The sequence below is a fragment of the Stutzerimonas nosocomialis genome (assembly GCF_005876855.1).
GTDB classification, from domain to species: Bacteria; Pseudomonadota; Gammaproteobacteria; order Pseudomonadales; family Pseudomonadaceae; genus Stutzerimonas; species Stutzerimonas nosocomialis.
Genome location: NZ_QLAE01000009.1, coordinates 129,427 through 155,279, shown reverse-complemented (window position 1 = coordinate 155,279; position 25,853 = coordinate 129,427). Strand labels below are relative to the sequence as shown.

The following is a 25,853-nucleotide window of genomic DNA, read 5'->3' as shown; positions in this document are numbered from 1 at the left end:
GCTAGGCGTCGTGCTGGTCGGGGTAGGAGCGCTGCAGCGGCGGCTGTTCGACGCCATCGACCGACCACTGCAGCTCCGCGTCCAGATGCGCGCCGGGGCTGATGCCGAGCCGGTTGCGCAGCGGACACTGGGGCTGGTCCGACAGGGTCAGCTGGCCGCCCTGGCTGGTCTGGCTGGTACCGGCCAGACCCCTGGCCCTCACGGTCAGCCGATAGTCGACCCGCTGGCCGCTGCCGCGCAGGCACAGCGCCAGTTCCACCCGCTCCTGTTCGACCGGCTCGAGCTGCAGCTGCACCTCGACCCCGCCGGGCGCCGCGGCGATCAGCCAGCCGCCCAGGGCCATGCTCAACATCCGCACCGCCCGGCCCCAGGGAGCCGCGCTGGTGCGCCGCTGACGAAAATGACGGTGCTCATGGCGATGTCCTCGATGGTCGGGTTGGGCCTGCGTCAGGGTGACGGCTGGCCGTTACCGCGGCATGACCGCCGGGGCCGCGCCGGTCTCGCCGGTCTGGCGAGACCGCGGGCGGGCAGGCTCAGCGGTATTGGTTGATCTGGATGGTCTGGCCGTCGCCGAACTGGATGACCGAACTCTGCAGGCCATCGCCGTACTGGTTGATGCCCGCATTGTTGTAGGCACCGTGCTGGACGATCGCGGCCTCGTTGCCGTCGCCCGTCTGGTTGATGCTGGCGGCGTTGCCGTAGCCGGACTGCAGGATGCTGGCCACCGAGTTGGTGCCCTGCTGAAGAATGTAGGCTTCCTGGTCGCTGCCCTGCTGGACGATGTCGCCCAGCAGGCCCTGGCCGCTCTGCTCCAGGGTGGCGACGTTCTGCGTGCCCTGCTGCTGCACCAGGGCGCTCTGCCCGTCGGGCGGAGGCGTACCGAGGCCCGGGATGCTGCTGCCGACGGTGAAGCTGCTGCTGCCGAAGAGATCGCCATTGTCGACCAGGTCGTCGGAGGCCAGCAGCGTCGAACTCGACAGCAGTGCGGCGCCGAGCAGGCCGGCTCTGATCCAGAGACTGTTCATCGCATGGTCCCTCGAAACGCAAGGTGTTGATTGTGGCCGACGCGGCGTCGGGGCGCATCCGCCACACGGTGTAAAGCGGGCGGGCTGGCGGGCGTGCCGGGATTAATTCCTCGGCGACGCCTGGACCAGCGAGCTGCTCAGGTATTTGCTCAGCGAGGTGTTCTCCAGTACCTGGCCGTCGGCGACGCGCCAGAGGTTGCGCTCGATGCCCTGGGCCACCAGGTGCGCCACGGCGGCTTCGATGGCCGACAGCACGCACAGCTGCGCCGGTTCGTTGGTGGTGTAGCCGGCCTCGGCTTCGAGCAGTTCCCTGTACTCGATGAACTTGAACACGCTGGCCGAGCGGGCGATCGAGTAGATGGTCTTGGACGTCATCACGTTGGCCAGCACCTGGCTGCTGCGCACGTCCACCGCGCGCAGGTTCACCGTGACCTGGTCCACCCGGTATTCCTGCGAGGCGCCGACGCCCAGGTAGCGGGCGCCCAGGCCACCGGTGCGCACGTTGGTGTCGTAGCCGACGATGTTGCCTTCGAGAATGATGTTGGCCGCCTGCAGCGAGGGGAGATCGGCCTGGATGTTTTCCGGGATGTTCGGCTTGTTCTGCGAGGCGCGAATGATCTTGCGCTCGGTCAGCACGTTCTGCAGGCCCTCGCGCTCGAGCACGATGAACCAGCCGCTGGCCTGCATGGCATCGACCAGCATGCTCGCCGCGCCCTGGGTCACCGCGGTGGAAAAGGAGCTCGCCGGTCCCGGCTTGTATTGCCCGCTCTGGTCGCGGAAGCCATAGACCGCCGCGACCAGCCGGCCGCTCGGTCGCGGCAGTTGCAGCAGGTCCTCGTAGGTCGAGGTTCGGGGTGTGAGGGTCGGGGTCTCGCCCTGGTCGGCCGGCATCGGTTCGCGCAGCGCGCACCCGCCGAGCAGCGTCACGAGTAACGCTGCAGTGATCGTCCTGTTCATTTTGCTCGAACGCCTTCTGCGCGGGTTATGGGGCGACGCCGTTGATGATGATTTCCGACATTTCGCCGGTCAGCCGGTCGGTGATCTGCACCGTGAGCATGCCGTCCAGATCGACGATGTTGACGATGAAGTCGTTGGTGGTGAGGCTGCCGCCGCCCTTGCCGTCGCTGACGTCGGTGAGCAGCTGGGAGAGCAGGCGCGACTCCAGCTGGCTGGTGAAGCGGCTCAGCGCCGAGGTGGTGGTCGCCGAGCGCGACAGGGCGTCGGGGTTCTTGTTGTCGTCCTGGGACTGCGCGTTACCGAGCAGATAGGCGCCGTTGAGGGGGTTGCCGCCGAACGACGGGTTCACCGGCGTGTATACCAGCTCGGTGGCGGTGGCCTCGAAGGCCAGGGCGCCGAGCGCCATCAGGCAGGCCGGCAGGAGGGTGCGATGGGTGCTCATAGTTCATCCCTTTCCATGTCGAAGGTGTCTTGCAGCAGGCTTTGCAGTTTTGCGCGGTTGATTTCCTCGAGCACCAGGTCGGCGGCCTGGGTGGCGATCTCCTCGATCTGCGCCACGTTGGGTTGCAGGAAGCGTCGATAGAGAATGTTCCGGTTGTGTTCGACCCACACCAGGCTGCCCCAGCGGGCCGAAGGACGCTCGCGAACCACCAGGTCGAAGTCCATCGGGCTGGTGTCCTGCAGGCGGGCGCTCAAGTAGCGGTGGAAGTCGTGGCCGAAGCGGGTGATGGTGTTGTCGACCACCAGGCCATACACCTCGGCTTCCTCTTCCTGCGCGCCGGCGGACGGCGCCGCCAGCGCCAGCAGGAGCAGGCCGGCGCGAATCAGGCGCGACACGACTCGCTCCAGTCCAGGCGATCGCGCAGCAGGAAGGCCGCCTCGGCGCGATTGCTGGCGCCGAGCTTGCGCAACAGGTTGTGGATGTGACTCTTGATGGTGTGCGGGCTCAGGCACAGTTGCGCGGCGATCTCGGCGTTGGACAGGCCCTTGCCGGCCAGGCTCAGGATCTCGCGCTCGCGCAGGGTCAGTTCGGTCTTGCTTTCGGCCTGCTGCCGGGCGCGGCGCAGCTCGGCGAGCATGCGCTCCATGAGTGCGCGGGGCAGCCAGTCGCCGCCTTCGATCAGCGCCATGATGCCGCTCAGCAGCTGCTCGCGGGTGGCCTGGCTGTAGAACACCCCGCGGATGGTGGGGTGCCGGTCCACCAGCCACTCGGCCTGCGCGGGGGTGATGTTGACCAGGGCGAAGGGCGCGCCGTCATCGTGCTGTTCGATGAACTCGCCAAGCGCCTGGGGTTCGCATTGTCCGGCGTCGAGCAGCCAGAGATCCGTGCGCTGGCATTTGCCGCCGAACGCGGCGACGCACAACTGCACCTGGCTGTGCTCGCCGAGAAAGTGGCGAAAGAACAGGCCCAGCAGCTCGTTGCTGGTTACCAGGGTCACGGTCGAGGTCGGAATCGAAGCGGTTTTTACGGGAGCATCCATGGCTTGGCGCCTTTACCAGACATGCTGGCTGAATTATTAGAGTTCATAAGCGACAAACAGATTACGCCTAAGTTCAGACATCTTAGGCGGCTTGGGAACTGGCTCTAGGTCGAGTTCTGGCGAGCCGACGAAAGGTAATTTCCTCAATGGCTTCAATGGCTAAACGCCACCGTTGCCTGTCATGTCGACTATTTGGCGCACGTTTTGTGGGCTAGGGTTCACCGGACCAAGTTGATTGGAATGCATATGAGCGAGTCCCGTGAACTGACCGTTCGCGCCCTGGCCACCGGGCTGCTGCTCGGCGCGCTGCTGACCCCGTCGAACATCTATTCGGGACTCAAGATCGGCTGGTCGTTCAACATGTCGATCATCGCCCTGCTGGTCGGCTTCGCGTTCTGGCAGTTGCTGGCCGGCGCCTTGGGCCGACCGAAATGGGCGCTGCGCGAGAGCAACATCACCCAGACCACCGCCTCGTCGGCCGCTTCGATCATTTCCGGCGGGCTGGTGGCGCCGATCCCGGCCTACACGCTGCTCACCGGCCAGCAGCTCGACACGCTGCCGCTGATCGCCTGGGTGTTCTCGGTGAGCTTTCTCGGCATCTGGGTCGCCTGGTACTTGCGCCGCTCGCTGGTGGTCGACTCGGGGCTGCGCTTTCCCGAAGGCATGGCCACGCTGGAAACCATGCAGCAGATCTACAGCCACGGCCGCGAGGCGCTGCGGCGGCTGGCGGTGCTCGGCGGCGCGGCGCTGCTGGCCGGTCTGCTCAAGGCCATCGATGTGTTCGTGCTGAGCCTGCCGCGCTGGGCGCCGAACGCGGCGCTCGAACGCCTGACCTTCACCCTGGAACCGTCGCTGTTGCTGGTTGGGTTCGGCGGCATCATCGGCCTGCGGGTCGGCCTCTCGCTGCTGTTCGGTGCCGTGCTGGCCTGGGGGGTGATCGCTCCCGCGCTGCTCGGCCTGGGCGCGGTCGGCCTGCCGGCCGGTGCCGAGGGGCCGCAATTCGCCGTCCTGATCGAATGGCTGCTCTGGCCGGGGGTGAGCCTGATGGTCTGCGCCACCCTCACCTCGCTCGGGCTGCGCCTGCTGCGCGAGCGCCGCGAGCGGTCGCGGCGCGGCGCCTGGCGGCGTCCGGCCGGGCTGCCGGCGCTGGGCCTGCTCAGCGCCGCCGTGCTGGTGGTGGTGTTGCAGACCCGACTGTTCGACATCAATCCGGTGATGGCGGCGCTGTCGATTCCTCTGGCCGTGCTGCTGGCGATGGTCGCCGCCCGGGTGGTCGGGGCGACCGGGATTCCGCCGATCGGTGCCATCGGCCAGCTCTCGCAGCTGAGCTTCGGGGTGATGGCGCCAGGGCAGGTGGCGATCAACCTGATGAGCGCCAACACCGCCGGCGGCGCGGCGGGCCAGTGCACCGACCTGCTCAACGACTTCAAGGTCGGCCATGTGATCGGTGCGTCGCCGTCGCGCCAGGTGATCGCCCAGTGCCTGGGCATCCTCATGGGCAGCCTGGTGGGCGTGCTGGTGTACAAGGCGCTGATTCCCGATCCGCAAGGGATGCTGGTGACCAACGAATGGCCTGCGCCCGCGGTGGCGACCTGGCGTGCCGTGGCCGAGGCGCTGACCGGAGGGCTCGGCGCGCTGGCGATGGACATCCGCTGGGCGATGCTCGCCGGGGCCCTGTGCGGCATCGCCCTCGGTGCGCTCGAGGCGCTGCTGCCGGCGGATCGTCTGCGCTGGCTGCCCAGCTCCGCGGCGCTCGGGCTGGCGTTCATCATCCCGGCCTCGATCTCGCTGATGATGACCTTCGGCGCCGTGCTGGCCTGGCTGGTGGCGTCACGCTGGCGCAGCCTCGCCGAGCGCTTCGTGATCGCCGCGGCGGCGGGCCTGGTGGCCGGTGAAAGCATCACCGGCGTCGGCGCCTCGCTCTGGGCGTTGCTGCGTTGAGCCCGGCTCGCCTGAATTTCCGATACCCCGCCCGGTCGTAACTTCACACCCGTAATCGGCGAGCGCCCCTGGGCTCGCTCGCCAGGCAGAGGAGAACGGCATGGCGGCGCCCGAGGGGCAGCGACACGAAGGCAAGGCGGTAGCGACCCGAACCCTCATTCAGGCGTGCGTCCTGGCACTGGTGGTGGTGCTCTGCATCGTCGGCTGGCTGGCCTTCGATTTTCTCTTGATGCTGTTCGCCGCCGTGCTGTTCGGGGTGATGTTCCATGGCATCAGCTGCTGGATTCGCGACAAGACCGGCATGCCGCGCAAGGCGGCCCTGGCGACCTTCTTCGTGGCGCTGCTGGGGCTGACCGCACTCGCCGGCGTGCTGATCGCGCCGAGCATCGCCGAGCAGTTCGATGCGCTGTCCGACTCGTTGCCCCAGGCGATCGAGCGGCTGCAGACGCGTGCCGAGGATTCGCCCAGCTACCGCTGGCTGATGGAGCGCCGCGAGCAGATCGAGGCGGCCGTCTCGGGCGGAGGCGGCGGGGTGTTCGGCACGGTGGCGCAGGTCATGTCGTCCACCCTGGGGGCGCTGGCCGGCTTCGGTATCGCCCTGGTGCTCGGCATCTGCCTGAGCCTGACCCCTGGCGTGTATTTCAACGGCTTGCTGATGCTCGTTCCGCCGGGCTATCGGCCGCGGGCAGGGAAAGTGCTCAGGGAAACCGGTTCGACCCTGCAGTCCTGGCTGATCGCCAAGCTGTTCGAGATGCTCCTGATCGGCGTGCTGACCACCCTCGGCCTGTGGCTGCTCGGCATCGAGCTGGCGCTGGTGCTGGGGTTGATCGCCGGCCTGCTGTCGTTCATCCCCAACGTCGGGCCGGTGCTGGCGGTGGTCCCGGCGCTGCTGCTGGCGTCGCTCGAAGGGATGGATACCGTGCTCTGGGTGGTGGGCCTCTACCTGCTGGTGCAGGCCATCGAAAGCTACGGCCTGACGCCCTGGCTGCAGAAGCGCATCGTGTCGGTGCCGCCGGCGATCACCATCGGCATGCAGCTGTTGTTCGGGCTGCTGGCCGGCACCCTCGGGCTGCTGCTGGCGACGCCGCTGGCGGCGGTGGGCATGGTGATGATCCGGCGGTTCTACGTCGAGGATCTGCTCGGCGACCGCCCGCAGCGCACGGCCGAAGCCTGACCCGACCGGTGGCCATCGGGCCGGCCGCTCTGGCCCGTGGGTTGGGCCGAATCGACACGTTTTGCAAAGCTGAGGGGTGAAACCCTTTGCGCGGGCGGCTGCCGGAATTAGGGCATCCACTTGACGGAGAACGACCATGAAAATGACCAAGATCGCCGCCCTGACGTTTGCCGGCCTGATGTCCACCGCCGCCTTTGCCGGCGGCGCCGGTAGCGGTAGTCACGACTCGATGGAACACGGCAGCACCACCGGCACCGGCGCTGCCGGAACCCAGACCGGCGCGGGCAGCGCCACCGGAACCGGGCCCGCCGGGACCGGCGGTGTCGACGGCACCCAGACCGGCGCACCGGGCACCGGCTCGGGCGTTGGAACCGGCACCGGCACCATGGGAACCGAAACGGGTACCGGAACCGGCATGGGCGGTACTGGAACCGGGACCGGAACGGGCACCGGCACCAGCAACTGAGTGGCGTAACGCCCTCGAGCCCCGGCTTCGGCCGGGGCTTTCTTTTGCCTTCCTGATACAGGCAGGCCGGATCGCCGCTTTCTTGCCGACGATGGGCCCTGTACTTCCCATTCATGAGCTAGTTTGAAAGCACACCCCGCCGGGTGTGCGGCGCGTTGCCCCGGTGGGGCTGCAGTTGCGGCGCGCCTGCTGGATGACGCATCGAATAACAATAATGGAGCGTATTGCATGCGAGGTTTTTTCAAACCCCTGGCTGCCGCCCTCATCATGGCGGCCAGCCCCGCACTGACCCAGGCCAGCCCTTATTCCCAATTCGTGATCTTCGGCGATTCGCTCAGCGACAGCGGGCAGTTTCCCGATGTCGGCGGGCCGCTGCTGGGCGGCAACCCGCTCGGCGGCCTGCGTTTCACCAACCGTACCGGGCCGACCTACGAGGCTGGCAACGGCGAATACTACGATCAGGTCAGCACCCAGCTGCTGGCCTCGCGGCTCGGCCTTTCGGCATTGCCCTCCACGCCGCTGCTGCCGGCGCTGCTGACCGGCAACCCCGATGGCACCAACTATGCCGTCGGTGGCTACCGCACCGATCAGATCCTGGCCTCCATCGTTGACGCGGGCGGCTCGGTGGTCTCGGCCGGCCCGCTGAGCCGTTCGCGCAATGGCTATCTGGTGGACATGCCACGTGTCGATCCCGACACGCTGTTCTACGTGAACGGCGGCGGAAACGACATCTTCCAAGACCGCAACGTCGACCCGGCGAGTGCCGCGCTGGTCGCCGGCGACCTGGTCGCAGGGGTGGCCGCGCTGCAGGCGGCGGGCGCGCGTTACATCATGGTGTCCGACCTGCCGGACGTCGGCGCCACGCCTCTGGGCTTTGCCAGTGGCGCACGGCCGCTGTGGACCGCACGCACCGAATGGTTCAACGCCGCGCTCGACGAGCAGCTCGCCGCCCTGGGCGGCAATGTGATCCGCTTGAATTTCAACGCGCTGCTCGGCGAGGTGCGGGGCGATCTGGCCACGTTCGGGTTCGACCCCACGGTTGTGCAGACCGACTACTGTTTCGTCGCCGACAACTGCCTCGAGCATCCCGTCTATGGCGTTGGCGGCACCGCGCCCGACCCGAGCCGGCTGATGTTCAACGACGGCGTCCACCCTACCGCCGCGGTGCAGGACCTCTCGGCCGATTACCTCTACGCGCTGCTGTCGGCGCCCTGGGAAGTGAGCCTGCTGCCGGAAATGGGGTTCTCCTCGCTGCGCGGCCACCTGCGCCAGCTGGACAACGAACTGGCGCTGCGCCGGGGCGACTGGCAGCCGGTAGGCGGCTGGTCGATGTCGGTACAGGGCGGCTATCGTCGGCCCAACTTCGACGCCGGTGGCGCCAACCCAAGCGGCGACGGGCGCAGCCTGACGCTGGACATCACCGCCAGCAATCGCATCACCGAACACTGGCTGGCCGGCATCAGCCTCGGGCTCGGCGACAACCGTCTGGAGCTCGGCAGCGACGATTCGCGCTACGACATGCGCAGCCTGCTGGCAACCGGCTTCGCCCGCTACGAGCGCGAACGCCTGTTCGCCCAGATCAGCCTGTCCGCCGGGCGGCTGGAATACGATGACCTCAAGCGCACCTTCGCCCTCGGCATCGCCCAGCGCAGCGAGAAGGGCGATACCGAGGGCTGGATCTGGGGCGCGGCGGCCCGGACCGGCTTCAACCTGTTCCAGCCGGACGAGCGCCTGGCCGCGGGCCCCTTCGTCGGGGTCGACTATCAGCGTGTCGAGGTTGACGGTTATGCCGAGAAGAGCGGCCGCTCGACGGCCATCGCCTTCGACGATCAGGTCGAGCGTTCGCTACGACTGTCGGCCGGGCTGTTTCTCGATTACCGGATCGGCGATGCCACCCGCCTGACCGGTGAAGTGGCGCGCGAGTCCGAGCGCAAGGACGATGCTCGTGACCTGCGCATGGGCCTGACCAGCGTGCCGGGCAACCGCTTCACCCTGGCGGGCTATGCGCCGCCGAGCGGGCAGACGCGCTTCGGTCTCGGGCTCGCCCATGCCCTGGCCGACAACCTGTCGCTGAGGATCAACTACGACTACCGCGGCAACGATGACTACGAGCAGGGCGTCGGGGTGGCGCTGAGCTGGGATCTGTAGTCGCGGAAACCAACCCGGACGGGTGTTGCCGAACGGATAACATCCGCCTGATACAGGAGCCGGTCATGCAAGCGCTGCGACTGTGGATCGCCTCGATCACCCTGCTGGCCAGTGCCGTGGCGCTCGCCAATACCGGCGCGACCCAGCCGGGCAAAGCCCGTTCCGGCCCGCTGGATACCACCGAGCCGCGCCAGGAGGTCATCGAGCGCAAGCAGGAGGGCGGCTCGGCACCGCCGCGCGAGGAGCGCGAACGGATCGGCGAGCCGAGCCCGGAGCGGAAGGTCGAGCCGCTGCCCGAGCCGCGCGACGGCAATCCGTCGGGGTCGGGCAGCGGTGCGGCGGCGCCCGGCGGCAGTGCGACGGGTACCTGAGGCGTCCGGGAGCGGAACGAAAAAGGGAGGCCCGAGGGCCTCCCTTTGTTGTCCAGCCGGTGTGCTTAGAACAGCACGCGGCTGCGAATGGTGCCGGTGACCTTCTGCAGCTTCTCCAGCGCCAGGTCCGAGTACTCGGCATCGACGTCGATGACCACGTAACCGACCCGCTCGTTGGTCTGCAGGAACTGACCGCAGATGTTGATGCCGTTGTCGGCGAACACCTTGTTGATCTCGCTCATCACGCCCGGCACGTTCTCGTGAATGTGCAGCAGGCGGTGCTTGCCCGGGTGCGACGGCAGCGCCACTTCCGGGAAGTTGACCGAGGACACGGAGGTGCCGTTGTCGCTGTACTTGACCAGCTTTTCCGCCACTTCCAGGCCGATGTTGGCCTGCGCCTCGGCGGTGGAACCACCGATGTGCGGGGTGAGGATCACGTTGTCCAGGCCACGCAGCGGGCTTTCGAACACGTCGTCGTTGGAGCGCGGCTCGACCGGGAACACGTCGATGGCGGCGCCGATCAGGTGCTTGTCCCTGATCGCGGCGGCCAGCGCCTCGAGGTCGACCACGGTGCCGCGGGCGGCGTTGATCAGGATGCCGCCCTTCTTCATCGCGCGGATTTCGCTCTCGCCGATCATCATCTGGGTGGCGGGCGTTTCCGGCACGTGCAGGGTCACGATGTCGGCCATGCCGAGCAGTTCGTGCAGCGAGCCGATCTGCTGGGCGTTGCCCAGCGGCAGCTTGGTGACCACGTCGTAGAAGTAGACCTGCATGCCCAGGCCCTCGGCCAGCACCGAGAGCTGCGTGCCGATCGAGCCGTAGCCGATGATGCCGAGCTTCTTGCCACGGATTTCGAAGGAGTTGGCCGCGCTCTTGATCCAGCCTCCGCGGTGGCAGGAGGCGTTCTTTTCCGGAATGCCGCGCAGCAGCAGGATGGCTTCGGCCAGCACCAGTTCGGCGACCGAGCGGGTGTTGGAGTAAGGGGCGTTGAACACCGCGATGCCGCGCTCGCGGGCGGCCTCGAGGTCGACCTGGTTGGTGCCGATGCAGAAGCAGCCCACGGCGATCAGCTTCTTGGCCGCGTCGAACACTTCCTCGGTGAGCTGGGTACGCGAACGGATGCCGATGAAGTGCGCGTCGGCGATCTTTTCCTTCAGGACCGCATCGGGAATCGAGCTGGTGAGGTATTCGATGTTCGTGTAGCCGGCGGCCTTGATGGTGTCCACGGCGGACTGGTGCACGCCTTCGAGAAGAAGGAATCTGATCTTGCTCTTGTCGAGGGAGGTCTTGCTCATCTGCATAAAACCTTAGGCCGGAGGGAGAGGGGCGAGTGGGCCGCGGGGCTGAGCCGGAGCCGGCGCGATGACGGCTCTGCAGGCCGTTCGAGGCACGTTGCAAAGGGGGCGTATGCTAGCATACGGACCCCGCGAAAGACCCCCACCCCTGAGGTGAAGCGTACTCAGGGTGACCATGAATCGTATGAGAGTTTCCGTCATGACCGACCCTGTCCTGATCGATGAGCTGAAAACCCTGGTCGAGCCCGGCAAAGTGCTCACCGACGCCGATTCGCTGGCTACGTACGGCAAGGATTGGACCAAGCAATACGCGCCAGCGCCCTCGGCGATCGTGTTCCCCAAGAGCGTCGAGCAGGTTCAGGCCATCGTGCGCTGGGCCAACGAGCGCAAGGTCGCGCTGGTGCCTTCGGGCGGGCGCACCGGCCTGTCGGCAGCGGCGGTGGCGCCGAACGGCGAGGTGGTGGTGTCTTTCGACTACATGAACCAGATCGTCGAGTTCAACGCGACCGATCGCACCGTGGTCTGCCAGCCGGGCGTGGTCACCGCGCAGCTGCAGAACTTCGCCGAAGAGAAGGGGCTGTACTACCCGGTCGATTTCGCCTCGGCCGGTTCCAGCCAGATCGGCGGCAACATCGGCACCAATGCGGGCGGGATCAAGGTGATCCGCTACGGCATGACCCGCAACTGGGTGGCGGGCCTGAAGGTCGTCACCGGCAAGGGCGACCTGCTGGAGCTGAACAAGGACCTGATCAAGAACGCCACCGGCTATGACCTGCGCCAGCTGTTCATCGGCGCCGAGGGCACCCTGGGCTTCGTCGTCGAGGCCACCATGCGCCTGGAGCGCCAGCCGACCAACCTCACCGCCATGGTGCTGGGCACGCCGGACTTCGACTCCATCATGCCGGTGCTGCACGCCTTCCAGGACAAGCTCGACCTGACTGCCTTCGAGTTCTTCTCCGACAGGTGCCTGGACAAGATCCTCGCCCGCGGCGACGTGCCTGCGCCCTTCGATACCCGCGCGCCGTTCTATGCGCTGCTGGAGTTCGAAGCCACCACCGACGAGCGTGCCGACCAGGCGCTGGCCACCTTCGAGCGCTGCGTCAACGAAGGCTGGGTGGTCGATGGCGTGATGAGCCAGAGCGAGCAGCAGCTGCAGAACCTCTGGAAACTGCGCGAGTACATCTCCGAAACCATCTCGCATTTCATCCCGTACAAGAACGACATTTCGGTCACCGTCTCGAAAGTCCCGGCCTTCCTCGCCGACATCGACGCGATCGTCAGCCAGAACTACCCCGATTTCGAAGTGCTCTGGTACGGCCACATCGGCGACGGCAACCTGCACCTGAACATCCTCAAGCCGCAGGCGCTGTCGAAGGAGGAGTTCTTCGAGAAGTGCGCGACGGTGAACAAGTGGGTGTTCGAGACCGTCGAGCGCTACAACGGGTCGATTTCCGCCGAGCACGGCGTGGGCATGACCAAGCGCGATTACCTGGCATATAGTCGCTCGCAGGCCGAGATCGACTACATGAAAGCGATCAAGGCGGTGTTCGATCCGAACGGGATCATGAACCCCGGCAAGATCTTCGCCTGACCCTGCACGGTGGCCGCGCCGAACGATGCGCCGGCCACCGTCGTTGCCTCTTCACCTCCGGAGTTGCCCTTGTGACCTACAAACACCAATACATCGACGGCACACCCATCCACTTCCCCCTGGGCAAGATCGTCTGCATCGGCCGTAACTACGCCGACCACGCCAAGGAGCTGAACAACCCGGTGCCGACCGAACCCCTGCTGTTCATCAAGCCGGGCAGCTGCACCGTGCCGCTCGAAGGCGGCTTCAGCATCCCCGACGACCGCGGCGAAGTGCACTTCGAGGCCGAGATCGCGGTGCTGATCGGCAAGCCCCTGTCGCGTCGGTCCAATGAAGAAGAAGTCCGCGACGCCATCTCCGGTTTCGCCCCGGCGTTGGACCTGACCCTGCGCGACGTGCAGTCGCGGCTGAAAGAGAAGGGCCATCCGTGGGAGCTGGCCAAGAGCTTCGACGGCGCCTGCGTGCTGGCGCCCTTCGTGCCGGGCGATGCGGTGGAGTCGCTGACCGACATCGGCATCCGCCTGACCATCAACGGCGAAGTCCGCCAGGACGGCACCAGCCGCGACATGGTCAACGCGATCCTGCCGCTGCTGCAGCACATCAGCGCCAACTTCAGCCTGCAACCGGGCGACGTGGTCCTCACCGGCACCCCGGCCGGCGTCGGCCCGCTCAAGCAGGGCGACAGCCTGGTGCTGGAGCTCGTGGGTCTGTCGCGTTTCGAGAGCCGGGTGCTCTAAGCGTCCCGATACCCGCGGCGGCGCGCTCGGTCGCGCCGCCCGCCGGGCCTCGTTCGGCCCGTCCGGTTTCCCGCGCTTTGGCGCAGGGTTCAGCATTCAGTTTCGATTCAGTCTCGTTGTGTTAATAATGCGGCCCCTTCAACGAGTCTCCGACAATGCCGCGTCGCCGTAACGTTCTTCTGATTCTTGTCGCTGCAGCCCTCCTGCTGGTGGTCGCCGCCGGTCAGCATTACCGCTTCTTCGAGCAGAGCTGGTTCGAATTCCGTCAATGGCAGCACGCCGCCCAGTGGAAAGACCGCTCGGTATGGTTGCGTGATTATCAGGTCGTGATTCAGGGCAAGGCCATCGAGGGTATCGACGACGACCTTTCGGCGCTGACCTTCAACCCGGACCGCAACACCCTCGTGGCCGTGACCAACGCCAATCCCCGCTGGTTGGAGCTGAGCCTCGACGGGGAGGTGCTGCGCGACATTCCCCTGGAGGGATTCGGCGATCCCGAGGCGATCGAATACGTGGAGTCCGGGCTCTACGTGATCAGCGACGAGCGCACGCAGCGCCTGCTGATGGTCCGGGTCGACGACGACACCCAGGTGGTCGATGCCGCCGGTGGACAGCAGCTGGCGCTGGCCATCGACCGTAACGGCAACAAGGGTTTCGAGGGCCTTGCGTACGATCGCAAGGGGCAGCGCCTGTTCGTCGCCAAGGAGCGTGATCCGGTGCGAATCTACGAGATCCAGGGCTTTCCGCAGACCGGTGCCGGCGAGGTGATGGATGTGAAGGTCAGCGAAGACGCCGAGCGTGATGCGCGATTGTTCGTGCGTGACCTCTCCAGCTTGCATTACAACGAGAAGTACGACCACATGCTGGTGCTCTCGGACGAATCCCGGATGGTGGTGGAACTCGATCGGGATGGTCGGCCTATCAGCCGGCTTTCGCTGCGTGGCGGCGACCATGGGCTCGATGACACCGTGCCCCAGGCCGAAGGCATGACCATGGGCCCCGACGGCACGGTGTACATCGTCAGCGAACCGAACCTCTTCTACACCTTCAGCAAAACTGCCCAGGCGAACTGACCGGCTCGCCACGATGGGCTTCGCCTGCAGGGCGGCCTCGTATCACGAGGCCGCCTTTTTATGCGCGTGCGGCGGTTCGCTCAGCGGGTGAGGGTCTGGATGCCCTGGCTGGTGCCGAGCAGCAGCAGGTCGGCCGGGCGGTTGGCGAACAGGCCGTTGGTGACCACGCCGACGATGTTGTTGATCTTCTGTTCGAGCTCGGGGGCGAAGCCGATCATCAGGTTGTGAACGTCCAGGATCACGTTGCCGTTGTCGGTCACCACGCCTTCGCGGTAGACCGGGTCGCCGCCCAGTTTCACCAGCTCGCGCGCCACGTGGCTGCGGGCCATGGGGATGACTTCCACCGGCAGGGGGAAGGCACCCAGGCGCTCGACGCGCTTGGAGCCGTCGGCGATGCAGATGAAGGTGCGCGCCACGGCCGCGACGATCTTCTCGCGAGTGAGCGCCGCGCCGCCGCCCTTGATCAGTTCGAGATGGTCGTTCGCCTCGTCGGCGCCGTCGACGTAGAACTCCAGGTCCGACACCGAATTCAGGTCATAGACCGGGATGCCGTGCTTCTTCAGGCGTTCGGCGGTGCCTTCGGAGCTCGCCACGGCGCCGTCGAAGAACCCCTTGTGCTGGGCCAGCAGGTCGATGAAGTAGTTGGCGGTCGAGCCGGTGCCGACGCCGATGATGCTCTTGTCGGTGAGCGAGGGGCGGATGTGGTCGATGGCGGCCTGGGCGACGGCCTGTTTGAGCTGGTCCTGATTCATGGCGGTTCCACGGGGGATGAAGGCGAATGGGCGATTATAGCCTTGCGCCGGTGGCCGGTCTGCACGGCGGGACGGACGACGGCCGATTCGCTGTGGTCGCGGCCTCGGCCGCTGGAGTAGACTCGATGACCCTCGAAACGCCGCCAAGAAAGCCCCGATGCTCGAACACTACGTCAAGATGATCCTCACCTCGCGCGTCTACGACGTCGCGGTGGAAACGCCCCTGCAACCGGCCCGCCAGCTTTCCGAGCGGCTTGGCAACCAGGTGCTGCTCAAGCGCGAAGACCTGCAGCCGGTGTTTTCCTTCAAGATTCGCGGCGCCTACAACAGGCTTGCCCAGCTTGCGCCCGAGGAGCGCGTCCGCGGCGTGGTCACCGCCTCGGCGGGCAACCACGCCCAGGGCCTGGCACTGGCCGCGAGGGAGCTGGGGATCAAGGCCACCATCGTCATGCCGCGTACCACGCCGGAGCTGAAGGTACAGGGCGTGCGGGCCCGCGGCGGCGAGGTCGTGCTGCACGGCGATGCCTTCCCCGAGGCGCTGGCCTATTCGCTCAAGCTGGTCGAGGAAAAGGGCTACGTCTACATCCATCCCTACGACGACCCCTACGTGATCGCCGGGCAGGGCACCGTGGCGATGGAGATCCTGCGCCAGCACCAGGGCCCGCTGCACGCGGTGTTCGTCCCGGTGGGCGGGGGCGGGCTGATCGCCGGGATCGCCGCCTACGTCAAATACCTCTATCCGCAGACCCGCGTGATCGGCGTCGAACCGGACGACTCCAACTGCCTGCAGCAGGCGCTGGCCGCCGGCGAGCGCGTGGTGTTGCCGCAGGTCGGGCTGTTCGCCGATGGCGTCGCGGTGGCGCAGATCGGCCAGCACACCTTCGACATCTGCAAGGATCACGTCGACGAGGTGATCACCGTCAGCACCGACGAAATCTGCGCGGCGATCAAGGACATCTACGACGACACCCGCTCGATCACCGAGCCGGCGGGAGCCCTGGCGGTGGCCGGCATGAAGAAGTACGTCGAGCGCGACGGGGTGAGCGGCCAGGTGCTGGTGGGCATCGACTCGGGCGCCAACGTCAATTTCGACCGCCTGCGCCATGTGGCCGAGCGCGCCGAGCTGGGCGAGCGGCGCGAGGCGATCATCGCGGTGACCATTCCGGAGCAGCCGGGCAGCTTCAAGGCGTTCTGCGAGGCCATCGGCAAGCGCCAGATCACCGAATTCAACTACCGCTACCACACCGACAAGGAAGCGCACATCTTCGTCGGCGTGCAGACGCACCCGGAAAACGATCCGCGCGTGGCGCTGGTGGAAAAGCTGCGCAGCCAGGGCTTCCCGGTGCAGGACCTGACCGACAACGAGCTGGCCAAGCTGCACATCCGCCATATGGTCGGTGGCCATGCGGCGCGGGTCAGCGAGGAGATGGTGCTGCGTTTCGAGTTTCCCGAGCGGCCGGGTGCGCTGTTCAACTTCCTCGACAAGCTCGGCGGGCGCTGGAACATTACCCTGTTCCACTACCGCAACCATGGCGCGGCCGATGGCCGCGTGGTGGCCGCCCTGCAGGTGCCGGACGACGAGCGCCACCTGGTGCCGGCCGCGCTGGACGCCATCGGCTACCCCTACTGGGACGAAAGCGACAACCCGGCCTACCGGCTGTTCCTGGGGTGATGCCCGGCTTGCCCCACGGCGCCGCGAGGGTCGGCGCCGGCGCGACATCCCGTGCGGCTCGCCTCTGGGGGCGCGCCGGCTGATGGCCCGGGCCGCGCAGCCGGACGGCTCATCCTCGATAGTCACCGTGGCGCTGGCCACGGCGCTGTGCCTGACCGGCGATTCGATGCTCTATATCGCCCTGCCGCTCTACTGGCGCGAGGCCGGGCTCGATGCGCTGTGGCAGGTGGGCGTGCTGCTGTCGATCAACCGGCTGATCCGCCTGCCGTTCAACCCGCTGGTCGGGTTGTTCTACCGGCATTTCTCGGTGCGCACCGGGCTTGTGCTGGCGGTGGTCATCGGGATCGTCTCCATGTTCGGCTATGCATTGGCCAGCAGCTTCCTGGCCTGGCTGCTGCTGCGCGCGCTCTGGGGCATCGGCTGGTCGTTCTTTCGCATCGGCGGCCTGTCGGCGGTGGTGCATTGCGCCGCGGACCACCAGCGCGGGCGGGCGATGGGCCTGTATAACGGCCTGTATCGACTGGGCAGTCTGGCCGGGATGCTGATCGGCGGCCTGCTCGTCCCGGTTTACGGACTGCAGGCGCTGGCGCTGGCATTCGCCGCGGTATCGCTGCTCGGCGTGCCGCTGTTGCTGATGTACTTCCGCCTGCCGGATCGCCCGGCGGCGGTTTCGGCCCACGCGCCGCTGGCGCCGGGACAGGTGTCGGCGCTGGCCTGGCGGCGCATCCAGCTGGGCGGATTCTGCATCGCGCTGCTGGTGCAGGGCGTGCTGGCCGCGACCCTGAGCGCGCTGATCGAGCACTACTACGGCAGTGAGATCGACCTTCTCGGGTTGCTGCTCAGCGCGGCGGCGCTGGCCGGCCTGCTGCAGGCCGCGCGCTGGAGCTGGGAAACCTGGCTCGGCGCGCGGCTCGGCGCCTGGAGCGACGGGCCACGCGGGCGCGTTCCGCTGCTGGTCGGCTCCCTGGGCGCCATGGCGGTGGTCTTCGCCTCGCTGGGGGTCGGCCTGCCGCTGCCGGTCTGGCTGCCGCTGTGCCTGCTGGCGATGCTCCTCTGCACCGCGCTCACCACGCTCAACGATGCGCTGGCCGCCGATCTCGCCCGGCGCGGCGACGTCTCGCGGATGATGACGCGCTATTCCATCGGCCAGGACCTGGGGGCCGCCCTGGGCCCGGCAATGGCCTTCCTGCTTGTGGGGCATGCGGCGGGTTTCGCCTGGCTGTATGGCGGCGGCGCGCTGCTGTTCGCCGTGCTGGCGGGGCTCTGGCTGGTCGGCAGGCGCTGAGCGGCCGCCGAGGTTGCAGCAAGCGGAGCGGGCGCTATCATGCGCCACTTTTTTGGAAGGCTCCCCCATGCGCCGTGCGACCCTTACCACGCTGATTGGCCTCGGCCTCTCGGTTCTCACCGTCCTGTTCATCGCAGAGAAGCCGGAGCCGCCGCGCACCTTCAACGAGGCCAAGCAGATCGCCCGGTCGATCTATGACGAGCAGCCCGTCACCTTCTACTGCGGTTGCCGCTACAGCGGCAGCACGGTGGACCTGGCCAGCTGCGGCTACACCCCGCGCAAGCAGCCGGTGCGCGCGCAGCAGCTCGAATGGGAGCACGTGGTGCCCGCCTGGGTGATCGGCCGACAGCGCCAGTGCTGGAAGGAGGGCGGCCGCAAGAGCTGCGCGGCGGGCGACCCGGTGTTCAGCGCCGCCGAGGCCGACCTGCACAACCTGGTGCCGAGCATCGGCGAGGTGAACGGCGACCGCTCCAACTTCGCCCTGGGCATGATTGACGCCAAACCCAGCCAGTACGGCGCCTGCCCGATGGTGGTGTCGTTCGGCGAGAAGGTCGCCATGCCGCCCGAGCAGGCGCGCGGGCCGGCGGCGCGCATCTACCTGTACATGGCCGACCAGTACGATCTGCGGCTGTCCTCGCGTGACCGGCGCACCTACGAAGCCTGGAACCGCCTGTATCCGGTGAGCGACTGGGAACGCTGGCGCAACCAGGAGGTGAGCTGCGTGATGGGGCGCGAGAATCCCTACGTCGGCCCCTACGATCCGTCCCGCTGCGCTGGCGCCAATGTCGTCGATCGGCTGCGCGAGCTGCTGCTCGACGCGTTGCGCCAGCTGCGCTGAGCCGTCAGTCGCGCAGGGTCAGGATTTCCCAGCCGCGCGACTGGGCGATTTCCCTGAGCACCGGGTCCGGATCGACCGCCACCGGATGGCTGACCCGCTCGAGCAGCGGCAGGTCGTTGCGCGAATCGCTATAGAAGTAGCTGCCGTCCAGGCTGTGGCCGGTCTCGCGCAGCCAGCGCTCCAGGCGCGTGACCTTGCCCTCCTGGAAGCAGGGCACGTCGGTCGAACGGCCGGTGTAGCGCCCGTCGGCCATCTCGCATTCGGTGGCCAGCAGGGTGTCGACGCCCAGGCGCGCGGCGATCGGCCCGGTGATGAAGCGGTTGGTGGCGGTGATGATCACCACCTGGTCGCCCGCGTCGTGGTGCTTGCGCAGCAGCGCTTCGCCCTTGGCCAGGACGATGGGTTCGACGTACTCGCGCATGAACGCCTGGTGCCATTGTTCCAGCTGCGCCATCTCGCTGCGTCCCAGCAGTTCCTGGCAGAAGTTCTGGTAGGCCAGCACGTCCAGCGTGCCCGCCAGGTAGTCCTGGTAGAAGGCATCGTTGCGCGCGCGGTAGGCCTGGGCGTCGACCAGGCCGCTGTTGCACAGGTACTCGCCCCAGGCGTGGTCGCTGTCCCCAGCCAGGAGGGTGTTGTCGAGATCGAAAAGAGCCAGGCGCACGGAGGATTCCTCGGGGGCAAAGTGGCTAAGCATAACGGCTCGGCCGGGGCGGCTGAAGACTCCTCCACCGGCTGCGTCGCGTCTGTCGACGCCAGGCTCCGGAGCGCGCGTCGGCACGCTCCGTCAGACGCTCGGCCGGGCGGCCATATCTGTGCTTCCGACTTCGCGCATTTTTGTGGAACAATGCCGGAACATGCGTTTTTCCGAGGTTGCAGCGGTGATCGATTCCGATGGTTTTCGCCCCAATGTCGGCATCATCCTGACCAATGATGTCGGTCAGGTGTTGTGGGCGCGGAGGATCAACCAGGACGCCTGGCAGTTCCCCCAGGGTGGCATCAACGACCGCGAGACGCCCGAAGAGGCGTTGTACCGCGAGCTCAACGAGGAAGTCGGGCTGGAGCGGCAGGATGTGAAAATACTCGCCTGCACCCGCGGCTGGTTGCGTTATCGTCTGCCGCAGCGGCTGGTGCGCACCCACAGCCAGCCCCTGTGCATCGGCCAGAAACAGAAGTGGTTCCTGCTGCGGCTGCTCTCCGACGAGCAGCGCGTGCGCATGGACGTCACCGGAAAGCCCGAGTTCGATGGTTGGCGCTGGGTCAGCTACTGGTACCCGCTGGGCCAGGTAGTCACCTTCAAGCGCGAGGTCTATCGGCGCGCCTTAAAAGAACTCGCTCCGCGCCTGCTGGCTCGGGACTGACGGGAGAATCGCCCTGAGCATGCTCGGCACGCTGCGCAAGATCGTCCAGGAAGTTAACGCCGCCAAGGACCTCAAGGCGGCGTTGGGCATCATCGTGCTGAGGGTCAAGGAGGCCATGGGCAGCCAGGTCTGCTCGGTCTACCTGCTGGATCCGGAAACCAACCGTTTCGTGCTGATGGCGACCGAGGGCCTGAACAAGAAGGCCATCGGCAAGGTCAGCATGGCGCCCAACGAAGGCCTGGTCGGCCTGGTGGGCTCGCGCGAGGAGCCGCTCAACCTCGAGCATGCCTCCGAACATCCCCGCTACCGCTATTTCTCCGAGACCGGCGAGGAGCGCTACGCCTCCTTCCTCGGCGCGCCGATCATCCACCACCGCCGCGTGATGGGCGTACTGGTCATCCAGCAGAAGGAGCGCCGTCAGTTCGACGAAGGCGAGGAAGCCTTCCTGGTGACCATGAGCGCGCAGCTCGCCGGGGTCATCGCCCATGCCGAGGCGACCGGTTCGATCCGCGGCCTGGGCCGCCAGGGCAAGGGCATCCAGGAAGCGCGCTTCGTCGGCGTGCCGGGTGCGCCAGGGGCCGCCGTGGGCACCGCCGTGGTGGTGCTGCCGCCCGCGGATCTGGAAGTGGTGCCGGACAAGACGGTCAGCGACATCGAGGCCGAGCTCGCCCTGTTCAATACCGCCCTCGAGGCGGTGCGCGCCGACATGCGCATCCTTTCCGACAAGCTCGCCACGCAGATGCGCAAGGAAGAGCGCGCGCTGTTCGACGTCTACCTGATGATGCTCGACGATTCCGCCCTGGGCGGCGAAGTGAGCAAGGTGATACGCACCGGCCAGTGGGCCCAGGGCGCGCTGCGCCAGGTGGTGACCGATCACGTCAAGCGCTTCGAGCTGATGGACGACGCCTACCTGCGCGAGCGCGCCGCCGACGTCAAGGACATCGGCCGCCGCCTGCTCGCCTACCTGCAGCAGGAGCGCCAGCAGAGCCTCACCTACCCGGACAAGACCATCCTGGTCAGCGAGGAGCTGTCGCCGACCATGCTCGGCGAGGTGCCCGAGGGCAAGCTCGTCGGCCTGGTCTCGGTACTCGGCTCGAGCAACTCCCACGTCGCCATCCTGGCCCGGGCGATGGGCGTGCCGACCGTCATGGGCGTGGTCGACCTGCCGTATTCGAAGGTCGACGGCATCAACCTGATCGTCGACGGCTACCGGGGCGAGATCATCACCAATCCCGGCGCGGTCCTGCGCGACCAGTACGCCGCGGTGGTGGAGCAGGAGCGGCAGATCTCCGAAGGGCTCGACGTGCTGCGGACCCTGCCGTGCGAGACGCCGGACGGCCACCGCATGCCGCTGTGGGTCAACACCGGGCTGATGGCCGACGTGGTGCGGGCCCAGGAGCGCGGCGCCGAGGGTGTCGGGCTGTACCGCACCGAAGTGCCCTTCATGATCAAGGAGCGCTTCCCCAGCGAGAAGGAACAGCTGGCGATCTACCGCGAGCAGCTCGCTGCCTTCCACCCGCTGCCAGTGACCATGCGCAGCCTGGACATCGGTGGCGACAAGTGCCTGTCCTATTTCCCGATCAACGAGCAGAACCCCTTCCTCGGCTGGCGGGGCATCCGGGTCACGCTCGATCATCCGGAAATCTTCCTGGTGCAGACCCGCGCCATGCTCAAGGCCAGCGAAGGGCTGAACAACCTGCGCATCCTGCTGCCGATGATTTCCGGCACCCACGAACTGGAAGAGGCGCTGCACCTGATCCACCGGGCCTGGGGCGAGGTACGCGACGAGGGCACCGACGTGCCGTTGCCGCCGATCGGCGTGATGATCGAGGTGCCGGCGGCGGTCTACCAGATCCGCGAGCTGGCGCAGCAGGTGGATTTCATCTCGGTGGGCTCCAACGACCTGACCCAGTACCTGCTGGCGGTCGATCGCAACAACCCGCGGGTCGCCGACCTCTACGACTTCCTGCATCCGGCGGTGCTGCAGGCGCTCAAGCTGGTGGTCGACGGCGCCCATGCCGAAGGCAAGCCGGTGAGCATTTGTGGCGAGATGGCCGGCGACCCGGCGGCGGCCGTGCTGCTGATGGCGATGGGGTTCGACAGCCTGTCGATGAACGCCACTAACCTGCCGAAGGTGAAGTGGCTGCTGCGCCAGGTCGACATGCCCACGGCCCATGCCCTGCTGGCCAAGGTCATGTGCATCGACAACCCTCAGGTCATCTACAGCACCCTGCAGCTGGCGCTGCGCAGCCTGGGCCTGAGCCGGCTGGTCAAGCCGTCCGTGGTGATCCAGAGCTAGACAGGGCCGTTGCCTCCGACCCCCATGCGCTGTCGAAGCCGACCTCACCGGTGACCCTGCCGCCACTGGCGAAGCTGCGTTCGATGATCTCGAAGCGATCCGCGCCATGGCGAATCAGCGCCGTGCTGGTGCGGGTGCCGTAGTCGGGGCTGTCGATGAACACGCTCGACAGCAGCCGCTCCATCTCCAGGCCGACGCCGGTCTGCGGCAATTGCGCATCGGCGATCTTGCGCGAGTCCGCCAGCAGCTCCAGCAGGTGTTCGAGGCGCGGTTCGGCCAGACACCTGTGCAGCGCCTCGCGGGCGTTCAGCAGCTTCGGCCAGGGGGTGTCCAGCGCGGCATTGGAAAGCCCGTACACCCCGGGCAGCAGCGCTCGCGGGATGCCTTCCTGGGCATTGAGGTAGCACAGCGTCCCGGCATCGCCGACCAGCAGGTTGAAGCCGGCGTACTGCTCCCGCTGGCTGGCGACTTCCTGCAGATAGGCCAGCGGAGCCTGGTCGCCCCGCAGGAAGCGCTCGGGCAGGTCGCCCCGCGACAGCGGGCCGCTTTGCCGGCCCGATCCGCGGATGTTGGTCAGTGCGGCGAAGCGGCCGCCCGGCGCGACGCCCATCCAGGTGCCGCCGGCCCGCAGGTCCCGCCCGGCGACGACCTGAGGGGCGTCGTCCCAGACCGCCAGCGGCTGCGTCGGGCGGGCACGGAACTCGTCGCGATTGCCCGCGACCACCAGTGGCAGCGGGTGGTCAGGGCGCCAGGCGAAAACGATCAGGCACATGGGCACGGCCATCGGAGGGAAAGCCCGAGGCTAGACGAAAACCGGCGGCACGCGCCAGCCCAGCGGCTGGCGAAGCGATCGGCAGCAGCCCCGGACGCCGGTTTCCGCTAACATGCCGCTTTGCTTTTTGGGGGCGCTCCATGGAGTTCGTGCTTTACCTGGTGCTGGGGGGCTTCGCCGGCGTACTGGCCGGGCTGTTCGGCGTCGGTGGCGGGCTCATCATCGTCCCTGTTCTGGTTTTCAGTTTCAGCGCCCACGGCTTCGCCCCCGCAGTGCTCACCCACCTGGCGGTCGGCACCTCACTGGCCACCATCGTCTTCACCTCGATCAACTCGATCCTCGCGCACCACCGCAAGGGCGCGGTGCGGTGGCCGCTGGTGCTCTGGATGAGCCTGGGCATCGTGGTCGGCGCCGCGCTCGGCAGCCTCACCGCGGCGGCCATCCAGGGCCCGATGCTGCAGAAGATCATCGGTGTGTTCGCCATCGCCATGGCCATCCAGATGGGGCTCGACTTCAAACCGCGCGGCACGCGGGACGTACCGGGCCGGCCGGCCCTGAGCGCCGCGGGCGTGGTGATCGGCTGGGCGTCGGCGATCTTCGGCATCGGTGGCGGCTCGCTGACCGTGCCGTTCCTGTCCTGGCGCAGCGTGCCGATGCAGCAGGCCGTGGCGACCTCCGCGGCCACAGGCCTGCCGATCGCGATCGCCGGTGCCTTGAGTTTCATGGTAGTAGGCTGGCAAGACCCGCGGTTGCCGTCCTGGAGCCTGGGCTTCGTCTACCTGCCGGCCGTGGTCGGCATCGCCTGTACCAGCATGTTTTTCGCCCGTATCGGCGCCAACCTGGCCCATCGCCTGTCGTCGCGGGTGCTCAAGCGTCTGTTCGCCCTGCTGCTGCTTGGCGTGGGCATCAATTTCTTGATCTGAGGAGAGCGGGATGCTGCCTTATCCCAATATCGACCCGGTTGCCGTATCCCTCGGCCCGTTGCAGATTCACTGGTACGGCCTGATGTACCTGATCGGTATCGGCGGTGCCTGGTGGCTGGCCTCGCGCCGGCTGGCGGCGTTCGATCCGACCTGGAGCAAGGAGAAACTCTCCGACCTGGTGTTCTGGGTGGCGCTGGGGGTGATCGCCGGCGGGCGCCTGGGCTACGTGCTGTTCTACGATCTGGCCGCCTACCTCAACGACCCGACGCTGATCCTGCAGATCTGGAAGGGCGGCATGTCGTTCCACGGCGGCCTGATCGGGGTGCTGCTGTGTACCTGGATCTTCGCCAGGCGCAACGGCAAGCGCTTCTTCGAACTGATGGACTTCATCGCACCGCTGGTGCCGATCGGCCTGGGGGCCGGCCGGATCGGCAACTTCATCAACGCCGAACTCTGGGGCAAGGCCACGGACCTGCCCTGGGCGATGGTATTCCCGCGCTTCAGCGATCCGGCCCAGCTGCCGCGGCACCCTTCGCAGCTCTATCAGTTCGCCCTCGAAGGCGTCGCCCTGTTCGTGATTCTCTGGATCTATTCGCGCAAGCCGCGACCGACCATGGCGGTTTCCGGCCTGTTCGCCATCTGCTACGGCATCTTTCGCTTCATCGTCGAGTTCGTCCGCGTCCCGGATGCCCAGCTCGGCTACCTCGCCTTCGGCTGGCTGACCATGGGCCAGGTACTCTGCGTGCCGATGATTCTGCTCGGCGCCGGGATGATGCTCTGGGGCTACCGCCACAACGCACCCAAGGCCATCGCCTGAGCCGCGCCGCCCGGCCCCTGCGCGCGACAACCGGGGCCGGGCGCCTTACTATTCGCCCAGCCCCTTTTCCCGAGTGCCCTCGATGAAACAGTACCTCGACCTGATGCGCCACGTGCGCGAGCACGGCACCTTCAAGAGCGACCGCACCGGCACCGGCACCTACAGCGTGTTCGGCTACCAGATGCGCTTCGACCTCGGCGAAGGCTTCCCGCTGGTCACCACCAAGAAATGCCACCTCAAGTCCATCATCCACGAGCTGTTGTGGTTCCTGCAGGGCTCGACCAACATTGCCTACCTCAAGGAGCACGGCGTGCGGATCTGGGACGAGTGGGCCGATGAGAACGGCGACCTGGGGCCGGTCTACGGGTACCAGTGGCGCAACTGGCCGGCGCCCAATGGCGAGTCCATCGACCAGATCGCCAAGCTCGTCGAGATGATCAGGAAGAACCCGGACTCGCGCCGCCTGATCGTCTCGGCGTGGAACCCGGCCCTGGTGGACGAGATGGCCCTGCCGCCGTGCCACGCGCTGTTCCAGTTCTACGTGGCCGACGGCAAGCTGTCCTGCCAGCTGTACCAGCGCTCGGCGGACATCTTCCTGGGCGTGCCCTTCAACATCGCCAGCTACGCGCTGCTGACCCTGATGCTCGCCCAGGTCTGCGACCTGCAGCCCGGCGACTTCATCTGGACCGGCGGCGACTGCCACCTGTACGCCAACCACCTGGAACAGGCCGACCTGCAACTGACCCGCGAGCCGCTGCCGCTGCCGGCCATGAAGCTCAACCCGGCAGTGAAGGACCTGTTCGCCTTCCGCTTCGAGGACTTCGAACTGGTCGGTTACGAGGCCCACCCGCACATCAAGGCGCCGGTCGCCGTCTGAG

At 67.1% G+C, this 25,853-nt stretch carries 26 protein-coding genes; 16 read left to right on the top strand and 10 right to left on the bottom strand.

Features of this window, described 5'->3' with window-relative positions; translation table 11 throughout:
• Position 1 precedes the first annotated feature (1 nt).
• From csgH to DN824_RS08165, 6 genes are all read right to left on the bottom strand, one after another.
• Positions 2 to 352, bottom strand: a complete 351-nt coding sequence (gene csgH / locus DN824_RS08190) for a curli-like amyloid fiber formation chaperone CsgH (protein ID WP_138407857.1) — start codon at positions 350 to 352, stop codon at positions 2 to 4.
• Positions 353 to 533: 181 nt separating this feature from the next.
• Positions 534 to 1,025, bottom strand: a complete 492-nt coding sequence (locus DN824_RS08185; RefSeq protein WP_138407856.1) for a hypothetical protein — start codon at positions 1,023 to 1,025, stop codon at positions 534 to 536.
• 102 nt (positions 1,026 to 1,127) lie between these two features.
• Positions 1,128 to 1,982, bottom strand: a complete 855-nt coding sequence (locus tag DN824_RS08180) for a CsgG/HfaB family protein (protein WP_138407855.1) — start codon at positions 1,980 to 1,982, stop codon at positions 1,128 to 1,130.
• Between the two features lie 25 nt (positions 1,983 to 2,007).
• A complete protein-coding gene (locus DN824_RS08175) occupies positions 2,008 to 2,424 on the bottom strand; it encodes a curli assembly protein CsgF (RefSeq protein ID WP_138407854.1) in 417 nt (138 codons plus the stop codon).
• Positions 2,421 to 2,810: a curli production assembly/transport protein CsgE gene (gene csgE, locus DN824_RS08170; RefSeq protein WP_414718404.1), complete on the bottom strand. Its 390-nt coding sequence runs from the start codon at positions 2,808 to 2,810 to the stop codon at positions 2,421 to 2,423. Before csgE ends, DN824_RS08175 begins: the two co-directional genes overlap by 4 nt.
• A complete protein-coding gene (locus tag DN824_RS08165; RefSeq protein ID WP_138407865.1) occupies positions 2,807 to 3,388 on the bottom strand; it encodes a helix-turn-helix transcriptional regulator in 582 nt (193 codons plus the stop codon). The genes csgE and DN824_RS08165 overlap by 4 nt, the downstream gene beginning before the upstream one ends.
• Before the next feature lie 321 nt (positions 3,389 to 3,709).
• Between DN824_RS08165 and DN824_RS08160 the strand changes: the two genes are divergently transcribed.
• The 5 genes from DN824_RS08160 to DN824_RS08140 all read left to right on the top strand — a co-directional run bounded on the left by DN824_RS08160 (position 3,710) and on the right by DN824_RS08140 (position 9,563).
• Positions 3,710 to 5,404, top strand: a complete 1,695-nt coding sequence (locus DN824_RS08160; protein WP_138407852.1) for an OPT family oligopeptide transporter — start codon at positions 3,710 to 3,712, stop codon at positions 5,402 to 5,404.
• 100 nt (positions 5,405 to 5,504) lie between these two features.
• Positions 5,505 to 6,578, top strand: a complete 1,074-nt coding sequence (locus tag DN824_RS08155) for an AI-2E family transporter (protein ID WP_138407851.1) — start codon at positions 5,505 to 5,507, stop codon at positions 6,576 to 6,578.
• 136 nt (positions 6,579 to 6,714) lie between these two features.
• Positions 6,715 to 7,044: a hypothetical protein gene (locus tag DN824_RS22615; protein WP_194150423.1), complete on the top strand. Its 330-nt coding sequence runs from the start codon at positions 6,715 to 6,717 to the stop codon at positions 7,042 to 7,044.
• A gap of 228 nt (positions 7,045 to 7,272) precedes the next feature.
• The gene (locus tag DN824_RS08145; protein ID WP_138407850.1) at positions 7,273 to 9,192 is read left to right on the top strand and encodes an autotransporter domain-containing SGNH/GDSL hydrolase family protein; all 1,920 of its coding nucleotides are present in this window, start codon (positions 7,273 to 7,275) and stop codon (positions 9,190 to 9,192) included.
• Positions 9,193 to 9,257: 65 nt separating this feature from the next.
• Positions 9,258 to 9,563: a hypothetical protein gene (locus tag DN824_RS08140; protein ID WP_138407849.1), complete on the top strand. Its 306-nt coding sequence runs from the start codon at positions 9,258 to 9,260 to the stop codon at positions 9,561 to 9,563.
• Positions 9,564 to 9,628: 65 nt separating this feature from the next.
• On the opposite strand, the gene serA is transcribed toward DN824_RS08140, so the two are convergent.
• A complete protein-coding gene (gene serA / locus DN824_RS08135) occupies positions 9,629 to 10,858 on the bottom strand; it encodes a phosphoglycerate dehydrogenase (protein WP_138407848.1) in 1,230 nt (409 codons plus the stop codon).
• 199 nt (positions 10,859 to 11,057) lie between these two features.
• Between serA and DN824_RS08130 the strand changes: the two genes are divergently transcribed.
• The 3 genes from DN824_RS08130 (at position 11,058) to DN824_RS08120 (ending at position 14,259) form a co-directional block, all read left to right on the top strand.
• Positions 11,058 to 12,449 (top strand): FAD-binding oxidoreductase, encoded by a 1,392-nt coding sequence (locus tag DN824_RS08130; protein WP_174236482.1) that lies wholly within the window; start codon positions 11,058 to 11,060, stop codon positions 12,447 to 12,449.
• 71 nt (positions 12,450 to 12,520) lie between these two features.
• Positions 12,521 to 13,186, top strand: a complete 666-nt coding sequence (locus DN824_RS08125) for a fumarylacetoacetate hydrolase family protein (protein WP_138407846.1) — start codon at positions 12,521 to 12,523, stop codon at positions 13,184 to 13,186.
• Between the two features lie 155 nt (positions 13,187 to 13,341).
• Positions 13,342 to 14,259: an SdiA-regulated domain-containing protein gene (locus DN824_RS08120; protein ID WP_138407845.1), complete on the top strand. Its 918-nt coding sequence runs from the start codon at positions 13,342 to 13,344 to the stop codon at positions 14,257 to 14,259.
• Between the two features lie 80 nt (positions 14,260 to 14,339).
• Here DN824_RS08120 and rpiA read toward each other — a convergent pair whose 3' ends face one another.
• Positions 14,340 to 15,011, bottom strand: a complete 672-nt coding sequence (gene rpiA, locus DN824_RS08115) for a ribose-5-phosphate isomerase RpiA (protein ID WP_138407844.1) — start codon at positions 15,009 to 15,011, stop codon at positions 14,340 to 14,342.
• A 157-nt stretch (positions 15,012 to 15,168) separates the two neighbouring features.
• On the opposite strand from rpiA, the gene ilvA reads away from it, so the two are divergent.
• From ilvA to DN824_RS08100, 3 genes are all read left to right on the top strand, one after another.
• On the top strand, positions 15,169 to 16,683 hold the full coding sequence (gene ilvA / locus DN824_RS08110; protein WP_138407843.1) for a threonine ammonia-lyase, biosynthetic: 1,515 nt from the start codon (positions 15,169 to 15,171) through the stop codon (positions 16,681 to 16,683).
• A gap of 82 nt (positions 16,684 to 16,765) precedes the next feature.
• On the top strand, positions 16,766 to 17,968 hold the full coding sequence (locus DN824_RS08105) for an MFS transporter (RefSeq protein WP_138407842.1): 1,203 nt from the start codon (positions 16,766 to 16,768) through the stop codon (positions 17,966 to 17,968).
• 67 nt (positions 17,969 to 18,035) lie between these two features.
• On the top strand, positions 18,036 to 18,806 hold the full coding sequence (locus DN824_RS08100) for an endonuclease (protein WP_138407841.1): 771 nt from the start codon (positions 18,036 to 18,038) through the stop codon (positions 18,804 to 18,806).
• A 4-nt stretch (positions 18,807 to 18,810) separates the two neighbouring features.
• Here the strand turns inward: DN824_RS08100 and DN824_RS08095 are convergent, their stop codons facing one another.
• On the bottom strand, positions 18,811 to 19,467 hold the full coding sequence (locus tag DN824_RS08095; RefSeq protein ID WP_138407840.1) for a histidinol-phosphatase: 657 nt from the start codon (positions 19,465 to 19,467) through the stop codon (positions 18,811 to 18,813).
• A 217-nt stretch (positions 19,468 to 19,684) separates the two neighbouring features.
• Here DN824_RS08095 and DN824_RS08090 point away from each other — a divergent pair, with 217 nt between their 5' ends.
• Entirely contained in the window at positions 19,685 to 20,164 is a 480-nt protein-coding gene (locus tag DN824_RS08090) for an RNA pyrophosphohydrolase (RefSeq protein ID WP_174236484.1), read from the top strand.
• Positions 20,165 to 20,183: 19 nt separating this feature from the next.
• Positions 20,184 to 22,463, top strand: coding sequence for a phosphoenolpyruvate--protein phosphotransferase (gene ptsP / locus DN824_RS08085; RefSeq protein WP_138407838.1), 2,280 nt, complete (start codon positions 20,184 to 20,186; stop codon positions 22,461 to 22,463).
• On the opposite strand, the gene DN824_RS08080 is transcribed toward ptsP, so the two are convergent.
• Positions 22,435 to 23,235: an NRDE family protein gene (locus DN824_RS08080; protein WP_138407837.1), complete on the bottom strand. Its 801-nt coding sequence runs from the start codon at positions 23,233 to 23,235 to the stop codon at positions 22,435 to 22,437. The genes ptsP and DN824_RS08080 overlap by 29 nt on opposite strands.
• Positions 23,236 to 23,375: 140 nt before the next feature.
• On the opposite strand from DN824_RS08080, the gene DN824_RS08075 reads away from it, so the two are divergent.
• From DN824_RS08075 to DN824_RS08065, 3 genes are all read left to right on the top strand, one after another.
• The gene (locus DN824_RS08075; RefSeq protein WP_138407836.1) at positions 23,376 to 24,158 is read left to right on the top strand and encodes a sulfite exporter TauE/SafE family protein; all 783 of its coding nucleotides are present in this window, start codon (positions 23,376 to 23,378) and stop codon (positions 24,156 to 24,158) included.
• 10 nt (positions 24,159 to 24,168) lie between these two features.
• Positions 24,169 to 24,975: a prolipoprotein diacylglyceryl transferase gene (gene lgt / locus DN824_RS08070; RefSeq protein WP_138407835.1), complete on the top strand. Its 807-nt coding sequence runs from the start codon at positions 24,169 to 24,171 to the stop codon at positions 24,973 to 24,975.
• Between the two features lie 82 nt (positions 24,976 to 25,057).
• Positions 25,058 to 25,852, top strand: coding sequence for a thymidylate synthase (locus DN824_RS08065; protein ID WP_138407834.1), 795 nt, complete (start codon positions 25,058 to 25,060; stop codon positions 25,850 to 25,852).
• Position 25,853: the final 1 nt, after the last annotated feature.